This window comes from Propionivibrio pelophilus DSM 12018, from assembly GCF_059569095.1.
The window spans coordinates 60,291-73,326 of sequence record NZ_JCANUT010000003.1 but is presented as its reverse complement, the minus strand read 5'-3'; the positions used below and the strand labels follow the sequence as shown (position 1 = coordinate 73,326).

The window sequence follows — 13,036 nt, the reverse complement described above, 5'->3', positions numbered from 1 at the left end:
CATGAGTTCGGAGCCCGAGTTTGGCAAGGTTGTCGTCTTCGGCGTCGGGCTGATCGGCGGTTCGTTTGCGCTCGGACTGAAGGCCGCCGGGCAGGTCGGCGAGGTGGTTGGCTTCGGTCGAAGCGTCGCGACGCTGACGCAGGCGCTCGATCTGGGCATCATCGATCGCGTCGGAGCCAATCCGGGGCAGGAGGTGAGCGATGCCGACCTTGTGCTGATCGCCTCGCCCGTCGGGCAGATGCCGGAGATCATGGAGCGGATCGCGCCCTATATCGGGCCGGAAACCGTGGTGACCGACGGCGGTAGTACCAAGGCGGATGTCGTCGCCGCCGTGCGCGAGCATTTTGGCGACAAGGCCGGGCAGTTCGTCCCGGCGCATCCGATTGCCGGGGCGGAAAACAGCGGCGCGGCAGCGGCGCGCGCCGAGCTTTACCGCGAGAAGAAAGTGGTCCTCACCCCGCTGCCCGAGAACCCCGTGCTCAACGTCGCCAAGGTGCGTTCGGCCTGGGAGTGGTGCGGCGCGCAGATTTTCGAACTGACCGCGGAAGAGCATGACCGGGTTTTCGCCGCGGTCAGCCATTTGCCTCACTTGTTGTCGTTCGCCCTGGTGCATGACCTCGCCGTCCGGGAGAACAGTGACCTGTTCTTCAGCTTCGCCGCCAGCGGTTTTCGCGATTTCACCCGCATCGCCGCCAGCCATCCGGAAATGTGGCGGGATATCTGCCTCGCCAATCGCGTTGCTTTGCTCGATGAGCTTGATCGCTACCGGGCGCAGCTCGACGAATTGCGCGGCGCGCTGGCCAGCGGCGACGGTGCTGTGCTGGAGAAGACCTTTGAAGTGGCGCGCACGGCGCGTCGTGCCTGGGATGGAAGCAAGAGCAAATGAGTACGCCTGAATTCATCGATTTGCCCGAGGTGCTCTGTGCGCGCGGAACCGTTCGTTTGCCCGGCTCGAAAAGCATTTCCAATCGGGTTCTGCTGCTCGCCGCACTGGCCGAGGGCGATACCGAGGTGCGTGACCTGCTCGCATCGGACGATACGGAGCGGATGCGCGAAGCGCTGCTGGCGCTTGGCGTCGAGATGCATTCACTTGACGACAACGCATGGCGTATCAAGGGCGTCGGCGGGTCGTTTCCGAACAAGCAGGCCGACTTGTTCCTCGGCAATGCCGGGACAGCATTTCGCTCGCTGACGGCAGCGCTGGCATTGAGTGGCGGGACGTATGCCTTGTCGGGTGTCCCGCGCATGCACGAACGGCCGATTGGCGATCTCGTCGACGCATTGCGGCAGCTTGGTGCGGATATCGATTACGTCGCCAATGATGGGTTCCCGCCGCTGAATGTTCGCCCGGCAACGATCCGCGCCGGCGGCGTGGTACGCATCCGCGGCGATGTCTCCAGCCAGTTCCTGACCGGGGTGTTGATGGCGCTGCCGCTGGCCGGCATCGAGACCACGGTCGAAGTGGTCGGCGAACTGATCTCCAGGCCATATATCGAGATTACGCTGGCGATGATGGCCCGCTTCGGCGTGCACGTGCAGCGCGATGGCTGGCAACGCTTCGTCGTGCCCGCCGGCTCGGTCTATCGCTCGCCCGGCACGATCTACGTGGAGGGCGATGCGTCGTCGGCCTCGTACTTCCTGGCGCTTGGAGCGATCGGAGGAGGCCCTTTGCGGGTTGAAGGCGTCGGCGAGGAATCCGTCCAGGGCGATGTCCGTTTCGCCGATGCGATCGCGCAGATGGGCGCGCGTATCGTCATGGGCCCGAACTGGATCGAGGCCAGTGCGCCGAAAAACGGCCGGCTGCATGGTATCGAGCTTGATTGCAACCACATCCCCGACGCGGCGATGACGCTCGCGACGACGTTACTGTTTGCCGAGGGAGTGACGACGCTGAAGAACATCGCCAGCTGGCGCGTCAAGGAAACCGATCGCATTGCAGCGATGGCTGCCGAGTTGCGCAAACTCGGCGCGACCGTGGAGGAGGGGGCTGATTTTCTCCGCGTGGAACCGCCGGCATCGTTGCTCGCGCCGCATGCCGGCATCGATACCTATGACGACCACCGCATCGCGATGTGCTTCTCGCTGGCCGCCTGCGGTGTGCCGGTGCGGATCAACGATCCGGGCTGTGTGGCCAAGACGTTCCCCGAGTACTTCGCGCGCTTTGCCGAGGTGACACAGGCGGTGCCGGTGATCGCCATCGACGGGCCGTCGGCGTCGGGCAAGGGGACGATCGCCGCGCGGGTGGCCGCCGAGCTCGGCTGGCATTATCTGGATTCCGGAGCGATCTATCGACTGACTGCGCTGGCCGCGCAGCGGGCCGGGGTGGCGTGGGGCGACGAACTGGCGCTGGCGCGAATCGCCGCCGAACTTGACGTCGAATTCGGCGAGAACTCGATCCGCCTGTCCGGTGAAGAAGTTGGCGACGCGATCCGCCTTGAGGAAATCTCCATCGGTGCGTCGCGTGTCGCCGCGCTGCCAGCGGTGCGGCAGGCCTTGTTGTTCCGGCAGCGGCTGTTTCGCCGTGCGCCCGGGCTGGTCGCCGACGGGCGGGACATGGCCTCGGTCGTTTTTCCCGACGCGCAGACCAAAATTTTCCTCACTGCCAGTGTCGAAGTGCGCGCGCAAAGGCGCTATAAGCAGTTGATCGACAAGGGAATCGCTGCTAACATTGCTCCTCTTTTGCTGGACTTGCGTGAACGCGACTTGCGCGATAGCCAACGTAGCGTGGCGCCATTGCAGCAAAGTGAAGGGGCCCACCTGCTCGATACGACGGAACTGACCATCGCCCACACCGTGGCGCAAGTTCTCGAATGGAGCCGGCGGGCTTGATAGCAGTAAAGGCGGTGCGGCAGCCATGCCGGACCGTTTCGGTGTCGCTGGAGCCTTTTCCGGGCTTGCAGCGATGTTGTTCAACTAACCCGCGCAAGCGTAACCCCCATTTTTTATGTCAACCAATCCCACCATGCAGGAAAGTTTTGCCGATCTCTTCGAGGCTAGCCTCAACCGTCAGGAAATGCGTCAAGGCGAGGTCATCACCGCGTCGGTCGTGCGCATCGATCAGAATTTCGTCGTCGTCAATGCCGGGCTGAAGTCCGAGAGCTACATCGACCGCGACGAGTTTCTGAGCGACGCCGGTGAAATCGAAGTTCAGGTCGGTGACTTTGTTCAGGTCGCTATCGAACAACTGGAGAACGGTTTCGGTGAAACCCGCCTCTCTCGCGAGCGTGCCAAGCGCGTCGCCGCCTGGAATGCCCTCGAGCTGGCTCTTAACGACGGCTCGCTGGTCTCCGGTACGATTACCGGCAAGGTCAAGGGCGGTCTCACCGTCATGACCAACAGCGTGCGCGCCTTCCTGCCTGGTTCCCTGGTTGACATGCGTCCGGTCAAGGACACCACCCCGTACGAAGGCAAAACCTTCGAATTCAAGGTCATCAAGCTCGACCGCAAGCGCAATAACGTCGTCGTCTCGCGTCGTGCCGTGCTTGAAGCCACCGCGGGTGAAGAGCGCGAAGCGCTGCTGGCCAACCTCAAGGAAGGCAGCATCGTCAAGGGCATCGTCAAGAACATCACCGACTACGGCGCTTTCGTCGACCTCGGCGGCATCGATGGCCTGCTGCACATCACCGACCTGGCCTGGCGCCGTGTCCGTCACCCGTCGGAAGTGCTGGCGGTTGGCGACGAAGTGCAAGCCAAGATCCTCAAGTTCGACCAGGACAAGAACCGCGTCTCGCTCGGCCTCAAGCAGCTTGGCGAAGATCCGTGGGTCGGCATCGCCCGCCGTTATCCGCAGGGCACCCGCCTGTTCGGCAAGGTTACCAACCTGACCGACTACGGTGCTTTCGTCGAGATCGAGCAGGGCATCGAAGGTCTGGTGCACGTCTCGGAAATGGACTGGACGAACAAGAATGTCCATCCGTCGAAGGTCGTCCAGCTCGGCGACGAAGTCGAAGTCATGATCCTCGAGATCGACGAAGAGCGTCGCCGCATCTCGCTGGGCATGAAGCAGTGCGTGGCCAATCCGTGGGATGACTTCGCCATGAACCACAAGAAGGGCGACAAGGTGACGGGCGCCATCAAGTCGATCACCGACTTTGGCGTGTTCATCGGCCTGCCGGGTGGTATCGACGGTCTGGTTCACCTCTCCGACCTGTCGTGGTCGACCCCGGGCGAAGAAGCCATTCGCAACTTCAAGAAGGGCGATGAGGTCGAGGCGGTCGTGCTGGCCATCGATACGGAGAAGGAGCGCATCTCGCTGGGCGTCAAGCAACTCGACGGCGACCCCTACACCAGCTTTATCGCTACCCACGAGAAGAACGCGGTCGTTAAGGGTACCATCAAGTCGGTTGATGCCCGCGGCGCCGTGGTTACGCTCGAAGGCGACATGGATGGTTACCTGCGTGCGTCAGAGGTATCCCGCGATCGTATCGACGACCTGACCAAGGTTTACAAGGAAGGTGACGAGGTCGAGGCGATGATCATCAACATCGACCGCAAGACGCGTTCGATCAACCTGTCGATCAAGGCCAAGGACCAGGCCGAGCAGCACGAGGCGATGCAGAAGTTCGCCGCGGAAAGCAATGCCAGCTCGGGTACGACCAACCTTGGCGCCCTGCTGAAGGCCAAGCTGAACAGCCAGCAGTAAGGGTAGCGCATGACCAAGTCAGATCTGATCGCGCGGCTGGCCGAGCGGTTTCCGCAGCTGGTCGCGAAGGATGCCGACTTTGCGGTCAAGATGATTCTCGATGCGTTGTCCGAGGCCTTGGTCAAGGGCGATCGCATCGAGATCCGGGGATTCGGCAGTTTTTCGCTGAATTATCGGCCGCCCCGTGTCGGACGCAACCCGAAGTCAGGCGACAAGGTCAGTGTTCCCGAAAAGTGGGTTCCGCACTTCAAGGCTGGAAAGGAGTTGCGGGAGCGGGTCGACAAGGTGGAAGATGTGGTTTGAATGACGAATCTGCTTAGGTAGATAGCGGGGCGGCAACGGCGTTGCCGCCCTTTTCTTTACGGGAGGCCGTGACGATGCGTGTCGTGCTGTGGTGCTGTCGGATTTTTATTTTTCTCTTCCTGCTGGCGTTTGCGCTGAAGAACACGGCCCCGGTCAATGTCAGCTTTTTCTTTGATGCATCGTGGCAGGCGCCACTGATCATCGTCGTGTTGGCCTTTTTTGTTGCGGGCGTGGCGCTGGGTGTGCTGGCGTTGCTGGGGAAAATATTCGGTTTGCGGCGAGAGATTGCCCGCTTGAAGCGTATTGCCACCGTCTCGGAGCGCGAGGAAGAACCGTCGCTTCCCGTGACGCCGCCGTTCCTTTGACGGGAAACAGAAAAAATGATCGAACTCGAATACTGGCATCTCCTGTTCCTCCCGCTCTTTTTTGTTCTCGGCTGGGCAGCTGCGCGTATCGACATCCGCCATCTGGTCAAAGAGTCGCGCGCCTTGCCCCGGTCCTATTTTCGGGGACTTAATTTTCTGCTCAACGAGCAGCCGGATCGGGCGATCGAGGCGTTCGTGGAAGCGGTCCGGGTCGATCCCGAGACTGTCGAACTGCATTTTGCGTTGGGCAGCCTGTTTCGGCGCCGCGGCGAAACCGAGCGGGCGATTCGCATGCATCAGAGTTTGATCGACCGCGACGATCTGCCACAAGACTTGAAGCTGCAGGCGTTGTCGGAACTTGGGCAGGACTATCTGAAGGCCGGGCTGCTCGACCGGGCCGAGGAAATATTCGACAAGTTGCGTGAATCCCCTCGCGCGGATGATGCCAAGCGCAACTTGCTGGAGATTTACCAGCTCGAAAAGGACTGGGGAAAGGCGATCGCCATCGCTGCCGAACTGCCGGATTTCGCCTCGCAGAAGGAGGTCGCCGAATACTATTGCGAACTCGCGGCGGCCGAGATGATCCGTTCGCGTCCCGAAGCGGCGACTGAACACCTGAAGTCCGCGCTCGAGCGCAACCGCAAGTGCGTGCGCGCCAGCCTGCTGCAGGGGGATATCGCCGTCCAGCAGGAGTGTGTGCCGGAGGCGATTGCCTGTTGGCAGCGTATCGAGCAGCAGGATCCGACGTATCTGGCGCTGGTGGCGAAGCGTCTGCTGGAAGCCTTCCGCAAGTTGGAGCGGCGCGATGAGGGCCTGCTGCTGTTGCGCGGCTATCTCGAGCGCTACCCGTCGCTGGATCTGCTCGACGTCGTCTTTCAGTTGGTCCTCGAATGCGAGGGGGCGGAAGCGGCATACGGATTGGTGCGCGACGAGCTTCGCCGCAATCCGACCTTGCTCGGTTTCGACAAGCTGATTGAGGCGCGCTCGTTGATTTCTCCGCCGGAAGCCCGAGCCGACATCGATCTGGCGAAGGGCATCGTGCAAGGATATACCCGCCGGCTGGCACGTTACCGGTGCGATAATTGCGGCTTCAAGGCACGGCAGTTCTACTGGCGTTGCCCGGCGTGCGGTGGTTGGGAAACCTATTCGCCGAAACGCACCGAAGAATTCGACCTGACCCCATAGGATTTCGCTGCATGGTTTTGCCTGAACTTTCCTCAGTCCGTCTGCTGATCGTTGGCGACGTGATGCTTGACCGCTACTGGTTCGGCGACGTCTCGCGCATCTCTCCCGAGGCGCCGGTGCCGGTTGTCCGGGTCGAGCGCTGCGAGGAACGGCCGGGGGGGGCAGCCAACGTGGCGCGAAATGCCGCGGCACTTGGCGCCCGGGTTTCCTTGCTGTCTCTGGTCGGTCGGGACGAAGCCGGCGAGAGCCTGGCGCGTCTCGTGCGTGAGGGCGGCATCGACGCCAGTCTGCATGTCGACGACGCGGTGTCCACAACCGTCAAGCTGCGTGTGATCGGACGGCAGCAACAGCTTTTGCGTATCGACTTCGAGAACCGTCCGTCGCATGAAATCCTGCGCGCCAAGCTTGCCGAATTCGCCCAACGCCTTGCCGATTGCGACGCCGTGGTTTTTTCCGACTACGGCAAGGGCGGGCTGACGCACATCAGCGAAATGATCAGGTTGGCACGCGGGGCCGGAAAAATCGTCCTGATCGACCCGAAAGGCGACGACTATTCCGCTTATGCCGGGGCGACGGTGGTGACGCCGAATCGTTCGGAAATGCGCGACGTGGCCGGTCGCTGGAAGGACGAGGCCGACCTGGAGCGCAAAGCCACCGAATTGCGTGACCAGCTGCAACTGGACGCGCTGCTGGTGACTCGCAGCGAGGAGGGCATGTCGCTGTTTCTCGCCGACCGGGCGATTCACGAGAAGGCCGTGGCGCGCGAAGTGTTCGACGTCTCCGGTGCGGGCGACACGGTCATCGCCACGCTGGGGGTGATGCTCGCCAGCGGTGCCGACTGGGAACCGGCGATTCACGTGGCGAACGTTGCTGCCGGCATCGTCGTCGGAAAACTGGGAACCGCCGTCGTCACGCGCGACGAACTGGCGGCCGCTTTGAATTAAGGAGTTCTCATGTACACCATCGTCACCGGCGCCGCCGGCTTCATCGGAGCGAATGTCGTCAAGGCGCTGAACGAGCGGGGCGTCACGAAGATCATCGCCGTCGACAATCTGGCCCGGGCCGAGAAGTTCAAGAACCTAGTCGATTGCGAGATTGCCGACTACCTCGACAAGGAAGGCTTCATCGAGCGTCTGCTGGCCGGTCATTTCGACGGCGCGGTCGATGCCGTGCTGCATCAGGGCGCCTGCTCCGACACCATGGAGCAGGACGGCCACTACATGATGGAGAACAACTTCCGCTACTCGCTGGCCCTGCTCGACTGGTGCCAGGAGCAGAAGATCCAGTTCCTCTACGCCTCCAGCGCGGCGACCTACGGTGGCAGCAGCCAGTTCCGCGAGGAGCGCGCCTGCGAGGGGCCGCTCAACGTGTACGGCTACTCCAAGTTCCTGTTCGACCAGATCGTGCGCCAGCGTCTGCCGGAAGCCAGCGCGCAGATCGTCGGCTTCCGCTACTTCAACGTCTATGGCCCGCGCGAGTCGCACAAGGGGCGCATGGCGTCGGTGGCATTCCACCACTACAACCAGTTCCGCGCCGAGGGCAAGGTCAAGCTGTTCGAGGGCTGCGACGGGTACGGCAACGGCGAGCAGAAGCGCGACTTCGTCTATGTCGGCGACGTGGCCAAGGTCAATCTGTTCTTCCTCGACCATCCAGACAAGTCGGGCATCTTCAACGTCGGCACCGGCCGTGCGCAGAGCTTCAACGAACTCGCCACGGCCAACGTCAACAGCTGCCGCGCCCTGCAGGGCAAGCCGGCGGAACCGCTCGAAGAACTGCTCAAGCAGGGGCTTGTCGAGTACATTCCGTTCCCTGAAGCGCTGAAGGGCAAGTATCAGAGCTTCACCCAGGCCGACCTCACGAAGCTGCGCCAGGCGGGCTACGATGCGCCGTTCGCCAGCGTCGAGGAAGGTGTCGCGCAGTACGTGCAATGGCTGAACCGCCATGTATAGGACGCTCGAAGACTACGTCGGCAACACCCCGCTGGTACGCCTGAAACGTTTGCCCGGCAAGGATGCCGAGGCACGCGGCAACATCATCCTGGCCAAGCTGGAGGGCAACAACCCGGCCGGGTCGGTCAAGGACCGGCCGGCGCTGTCGATGATCACTCGCGCCGCGCAGCGCGGCGACATCAAGCCGGGCGACACGCTGATCGAGGCGACCTCCGGTAACACCGGCATCGCCTTGGCGATGGCTGCGGCGATGGGCGGCTACCGCATGATCCTGGTCATGCCGGAAAACCAGAGCGTCGAACGCCGGCAGACAATGCGCGCCTTCGGCGCGGAGTTGGTACTCACCCCGCGCGACGGCGGCATGGAACTCGCGCGCGACGTGGCAGAGAAATTGCGCGACGAGGGCAAGGGCGTGATCCTCGACCAGTTCGCCAATCCGGACAATCCGCTGGCGCACTACGAGGGCACCGGCCCGGAAATCTGGCGCGACACGGAAGGACGGGTTACGCATTTCGTCAGCAGCATGGGCACCACCGGGACGATCATGGGTGTTTCGCGCTATCTCAAGGAGCAGAACCCGGACATCTGCGTCGTCGGCTGCCAGCCCGAGGACGGCTCACAGATTCCCGGCATTCGCAAGTGGCCAGAGGCTTACCTGCCGAAGATTTTCGACCGGACGCTGGTCGACCGCATCGAATCAGTGTCGCAGGGCGAGGCCGAAAAAATGACGCGTCGCCTGGCCGCCGAGGAAGGTATCTTCGCCGGAATTTCGTCCGGTGGCGCGATGGCCGTGGCCCTGCGTCTGGCGGAGGAAGCACGCAACGCGACGATCGTGACGATCGTTTGCGATCGCGGCGACCGCTATCTCTCGACCGGTGTGTTTCCGGGATGAGCATGAAGCCCGTCCTCGTCTTCGACATCGAAACCATTCCAGACGTGCCGGGGCTGCGGCGCCTGCACGAACTCGACCCGGCGCTGTCCGACGCCGAAGTGGCGGAAATGGCCTTCCAGCAGCGGCGGGCGCAGAATGGCAGCGACTTCCTGCCGCATTACCTGCAGCGCGTCGCTGTCATCTCCTGTGTCCTGCGTGCCGGCAAGGATCTGCGAGTGTGGTCGCTGGCCGAGCCGGAGCAGGGTGAGGCGGAGATCATCCAGCGCTTCTTCGACGGCATCGAGAAATTCACGCCGCAGATCGTCTCGTGGAACGGCGGCGGTTTCGACCTGCCGGTGCTGCACTACCGTGGCCTGGTTCACGGTGTCGTTGCGCCGCGCTATTGGGATCTCGGCGACGGCGATTACGGCGACAGTCGCGACTTCAAGTGGAACAACTACATCAGCCGCTACCACACCCGTCATCTCGACCTGATGGACCTGCTGGCGATGTACCAGCCGCGCGCCAACGCGCCGCTCGACGACCTCGCCAAGCTGATCGGCTTCCCCGGCAAGCTCGGCATGGACGGCAGCAAGGTCTGGGAGGCGTGGCAGGGAGGCGAAATTGCTGGCATCCGCGACTACTGCGAAACCGACGTGATGAACACCTATCTGGTGCTCCTGCGTTTCCGCCTGATGCGCGGCGAAATGTCGCGAGCCGAATACGATGCGGAAATCGCCTTCGTGCGCGCTGAACTGGAGAAACTGAACAAGCCGCACTGGGCCGAATTCCTGGTGGCGTGGGCCTGATGGGGCGAATCTGATTGTCGCCCAGTCGCGCTTTTTACTACTGTTGACGTACTTGAGTTTTGAAAATAAAGGGAGATTGAATGCCAGGCACCAAAATGGAATCCGTTCAGGCTAGCCCTGTCGGAGGTAAGTCGCGCTCGGCTTTCCGGGATATGTTCCGTCTGGTCGTAGGCGTCGTTTTCATCGCCGCCGCCGTTTTCTACTCCGCGCGCTACGGAACCGCCCAGCCGAACCTGTTTTTCCTGGTCGCTGTCGCGGTTGGCGGCTACATGGCGATGAACATCGGTGCCAACGATGTCGCCAACAACGTCGGCCCGGCGGTCGGTTCCAAGGCGCTGAACATGGGCGGAGCTCTGGTCATTGCTGCCGTTTTCGAAGCTGCCGGGGCTCTGATTGCCGGGGGCGAGGTCGTCGGCACGATTCGCAGCGGAATCATCAATCCCGATCTCATTCCAAATTCGAACGTGTTTGTCTGGCTGATGCTCGCTGCGCTGCTGGCCGGGGCGCTGTGGCTGAATATTGCCACAGCGGTCGGAGCGCCGGTCTCGACCACGCACTCGATCGTCGGCGCGGTGCTGGGGGCGGGGGTTGCCGCTGCCGGGGCGGATATCGTCAACTGGTCAACGATGGGCAGCATCGCGGCAAGCTGGGTCATCTCGCCGGTCCTCGGCGCCTTCTTCGCTGCGTCCTTCCTCTATCTGGTCAAGCGCAGCATCACCTACCAGCAGGACATGAGCGATGCGGCATGTCGTACGGTTCCGCTTCTCGTCGGGCTGATGGTCTCGATTTTCACCTGCTATCTGTTGCTGAAGGGCTTGAGCAAGATCTGGAAAGTGGGTTTCGGTGCGGCCGTCGCTTATGGTCTGGTGGCGGGGGCGGTGGTGTTCTTCATCGTGCGAAAGAGACTGAGCCGGACTGGTGCCCTTGCGTCGAACACCAAGGAGAGCGTCAATCGCCTGTTCAACGTGCCTCTCATCTTCGCTGCGGCGCTGTTGAGTTTCGCCCATGGTTCGAATGACGTGGCGAATGCGATCGGTCCGTTGGCTGCGATTGTTGACATCGTTACCGGCGCTGGTGTGATCCACAAATCTGCGCCGATTCCCCTCTTCGTGATGATGCTCGGGGCGGTTGGAATTTCCTTCGGCCTTGTGCTGTTCGGTCCCAAGGTCATCCGTACCGTCGGTTCGGAGATTACCGAACTGGACCAGATGCGCGCCTATTGCATTGCCATGGGGGCGACGATCACCGTGATCGTCGCCAGCCAGCTGGGCTTGCCGGTCAGTTCAACCCACATCGCCGTCGGCGGTGTGTTCGGCGTAGGTTTCCTGCGGGAATATCTGAAGACCAACTACGATCGCATGCTTGCCGAGATCCATGCGCATCATGCCGGAGAGGGAGCTGCCGCAGTGGCCGCCTTTATCGATGAATTCGAAAAAGCATCGATCCAGGAAAAAGGTGCGATGCTGCGTGATCTCAAGGCGCGGGGGAAAGCTGTCGCTTCGCCGGGCGTCGTCTCCAAGGACGAGCGCAAGGGGCTAAAAAAGTTGCACAAACGCGAACTCGTCAAACGGTCGCAGGTGATCCGTATTGCCGCGGCGTGGGTCATCACCGTGCCCGCCTCTGCGGCCATGGCCGCCGTGCTGTACTTCACGATCCGGGGCGTAATGCTGCCCTCCTGATTGTCTGGAGTGATGAAAAAGAACGGACGGTCTGCTTCAGCGCACCGTCCGTTTTTCAATGGTTCTCCTCGCAGACGCCTGTGCCAGGGGAGGGGTGACAGACATAGATATCCGGCTGCAGGCCGGTGGCAGCGGGGTAATGCTCCGTGACGGCGGTGCGCACCGATGTGACGAGGTGGTCGGGTACGAGGGCGACGACACATCCCCCGAAGCCGCCGCCTGTCATGCGCGCGCCGCCGGCGTCGCCGATGACGTCCTTGACGATCTCCACCAGCGCATCGACCTGCGGGCAGGTGATCTCGAAGTCGTCGCGCATCGACGCGTGTGAATCGGCCATCAGTTGGCCGATGCGCCGCAGGTCACCGGCGGGCAGAGCCTCCGCCAGATCGACGGCGCGCCCGCTGTCGGTGATGATGTGGCGGGCCCGGCGGGCGACGACCGGATCGAGTCCCGCGGCCCTCGCCGTGTAGGTATCGAGGTTAACGTCGCGTAGCGCCGTGACGCCGAAGAAGCGCGCCGCTTCCTCGCACTGCCGGCGGCGCGTGTTGTATTCGCTGCCGACGAGGCCCCTTTGGACGTTCGAATTGACGATCACCACCGCGACTCCTTCTGGCATCGCCACCGATCGGGTGCGCAGGCTGCGGCAATCGATCAGCAACGCATGCCCGGCCTCGCCGCGCGCCGAGATCAACTGATCCATGATCCCGCAGTTGCAGCCGACGAAGCGGTTCTCGGCACGCTGGCCGATCAGCGCCAGCTCGGTCGGGTCGATCGCGAGGCCGCCAAGGACCTTGAAGAACTGGCCGGTGGCGACCTCGAGCGAAGCGGAGGAACTCAGCCCCGCGCCCTGCGGGACGTTGCCGCTGATCGCCAGATCGGCGCCGCGAACGGTATGCCCGGCTTCCTGTAGATACTCGACGACGCCTCGTACGTAGTTTGCCCACTGGCGGTCGTGGCGCGGTTCGATCACGGTGCTGAGGCGAAATTCGTCGTGTTCGTCGCCGTAGTCGGTGGCGACGAGACGGACCAAGTCGTCATTCCTTGGCGAACCGCAGATCACCGTGCGGTAGTTGATCGCGCAGGGCAGTACGAAGCCGTCGTTGTAGTCGGTATGTTCCCCGATCAGGTTGACGCGGCCAGGCGCCTGCACCGCGAAAACGGGAGGGGCGCCGAAGGCGGAGACGAAAGTCTCTCGGGCAGAACGCAAAGGATCCATGAGGACGGAAAAGACGG

Annotated in this window: 12 protein-coding genes; 11 read left to right on the top strand and 1 reads right to left on the bottom strand. The window is 62.5% G+C overall.

The features are described from left to right. Nucleotide 1 precedes the first annotated feature (1 nt). From BO74_RS02785 to BO74_RS02735, 11 genes are all read left to right on the top strand, one after another. Nucleotides 2-886 carry a prephenate dehydrogenase gene (locus BO74_RS02785; RefSeq protein WP_496439835.1) on the top strand — a complete coding sequence of 295 codons (885 nt, stop codon included), beginning with the start codon at nucleotides 2-4 and terminating at the stop codon, nucleotides 884-886. Then, nucleotides 883-2,829: a bifunctional 3-phosphoshikimate 1-carboxyvinyltransferase/cytidylate kinase gene (locus BO74_RS02780; protein ID WP_496439834.1), complete on the top strand. Its 1,947-nt coding sequence runs from the start codon at nucleotides 883-885 to the stop codon at nucleotides 2,827-2,829. Before BO74_RS02785 ends, BO74_RS02780 begins: the two co-directional genes overlap by 4 nt. A gap of 115 nt (nucleotides 2,830-2,944) precedes the next feature. After that, nucleotides 2,945-4,642 carry a 30S ribosomal protein S1 gene (rpsA, locus tag BO74_RS02775; RefSeq protein ID WP_496439833.1) on the top strand — a complete coding sequence of 566 codons (1,698 nt, stop codon included), beginning with the start codon at nucleotides 2,945-2,947 and terminating at the stop codon, nucleotides 4,640-4,642. Nucleotides 4,643-4,651: 9 nt separating this feature from the next. After that, entirely contained in the window at nucleotides 4,652-4,945 is a 294-nt protein-coding gene (locus BO74_RS02770) for an integration host factor subunit beta (protein WP_496439832.1), read from the top strand. A 74-nt stretch (nucleotides 4,946-5,019) separates the two neighbouring features. Continuing rightward, nucleotides 5,020-5,310, top strand: a complete 291-nt coding sequence (locus BO74_RS02765) for a LapA family protein (protein ID WP_496439830.1) — start codon at nucleotides 5,020-5,022, stop codon at nucleotides 5,308-5,310. A gap of 18 nt (nucleotides 5,311-5,328) precedes the next feature. Then, entirely contained in the window at nucleotides 5,329-6,495 is a 1,167-nt protein-coding gene (gene lapB / locus BO74_RS02760; RefSeq protein WP_496439997.1) for a lipopolysaccharide assembly protein LapB, read from the top strand. Between the two features lie 11 nt (nucleotides 6,496-6,506). After that, nucleotides 6,507-7,439, top strand: a complete 933-nt coding sequence (rfaE1, locus tag BO74_RS02755) for a D-glycero-beta-D-manno-heptose-7-phosphate kinase (RefSeq protein WP_496439828.1) — start codon at nucleotides 6,507-6,509, stop codon at nucleotides 7,437-7,439. Between the two features lie 9 nt (nucleotides 7,440-7,448). After that, complete coding sequence (gene rfaD, locus BO74_RS02750; RefSeq protein WP_496439827.1) at nucleotides 7,449-8,444, top strand: ADP-glyceromanno-heptose 6-epimerase; 996 nt, start codon at nucleotides 7,449-7,451, stop codon at nucleotides 8,442-8,444. Continuing rightward, nucleotides 8,437-9,336 (top strand): cysteine synthase CysM, encoded by a 900-nt coding sequence (gene cysM, locus BO74_RS02745; RefSeq protein ID WP_496439825.1) that lies wholly within the window; start codon nucleotides 8,437-8,439, stop codon nucleotides 9,334-9,336. Before rfaD ends, cysM begins: the two co-directional genes overlap by 8 nt. Nucleotides 9,337-9,338: 2 nt before the next feature. Beyond that, nucleotides 9,339-10,124 (top strand): 3'-5' exonuclease, encoded by a 786-nt coding sequence (locus tag BO74_RS02740; protein ID WP_496439996.1) that lies wholly within the window; start codon nucleotides 9,339-9,341, stop codon nucleotides 10,122-10,124. A gap of 95 nt (nucleotides 10,125-10,219) precedes the next feature. Next, entirely contained in the window at nucleotides 10,220-11,803 is a 1,584-nt protein-coding gene (locus tag BO74_RS02735) for an inorganic phosphate transporter (RefSeq protein WP_496439995.1), read from the top strand. Nucleotides 11,804-11,858: 55 nt separating this feature from the next. Here BO74_RS02735 and galK read toward each other — a convergent pair whose 3' ends face one another. Further along, a complete protein-coding gene (gene galK, locus BO74_RS02730) occupies nucleotides 11,859-13,019 on the bottom strand; it encodes a galactokinase (RefSeq protein WP_496439824.1) in 1,161 nt (386 codons plus the stop codon). Between the last annotated feature and the right edge of the window lie 17 nt (nucleotides 13,020-13,036).

What these genes read in the sequence shown, in the direction of transcription:
- BO74_RS02785 (WP_496439835.1), top strand. Translation starts at nt 2, where the DNA reads ATGAGTTCGGAGCCCGAGTTTGGCAAGGTTGTCGTCTTCGGCGTCGGG.
- BO74_RS02780 (WP_496439834.1), top strand. Translation starts at nt 883, where the DNA reads ATGAGTACGCCTGAATTCATCGATTTGCCCGAGGTGCTCTGTGCGCGC.
- rpsA (WP_496439833.1), top strand. Translation starts at nt 2,945, where the DNA reads ATGTCAACCAATCCCACCATGCAGGAAAGTTTTGCCGATCTCTTCGAG.
- BO74_RS02770 (WP_496439832.1), top strand. Translation starts at nt 4,652, where the DNA reads ATGACCAAGTCAGATCTGATCGCGCGGCTGGCCGAGCGGTTTCCGCAG.
- BO74_RS02765 (WP_496439830.1), top strand. Translation starts at nt 5,020, where the DNA reads ATGCGTGTCGTGCTGTGGTGCTGTCGGATTTTTATTTTTCTCTTCCTG.
- rfaE1 (WP_496439828.1), top strand. Translation starts at nt 6,507, where the DNA reads ATGGTTTTGCCTGAACTTTCCTCAGTCCGTCTGCTGATCGTTGGCGAC.
- rfaD (WP_496439827.1), top strand. Translation starts at nt 7,449, where the DNA reads ATGTACACCATCGTCACCGGCGCCGCCGGCTTCATCGGAGCGAATGTC.
- cysM (WP_496439825.1), top strand. Translation starts at nt 8,437, where the DNA reads ATGTATAGGACGCTCGAAGACTACGTCGGCAACACCCCGCTGGTACGC.
- BO74_RS02740 (WP_496439996.1), top strand. Translation starts at nt 9,339, where the DNA reads ATGAAGCCCGTCCTCGTCTTCGACATCGAAACCATTCCAGACGTGCCG.
- BO74_RS02735 (WP_496439995.1), top strand. Translation starts at nt 10,220, where the DNA reads ATGGAATCCGTTCAGGCTAGCCCTGTCGGAGGTAAGTCGCGCTCGGCT.
- galK (WP_496439824.1), bottom strand. Translation starts at nt 13,019, where the DNA reads ATGGATCCTTTGCGTTCTGCCCGAGAGACTTTCGTCTCCGCCTTCGGC.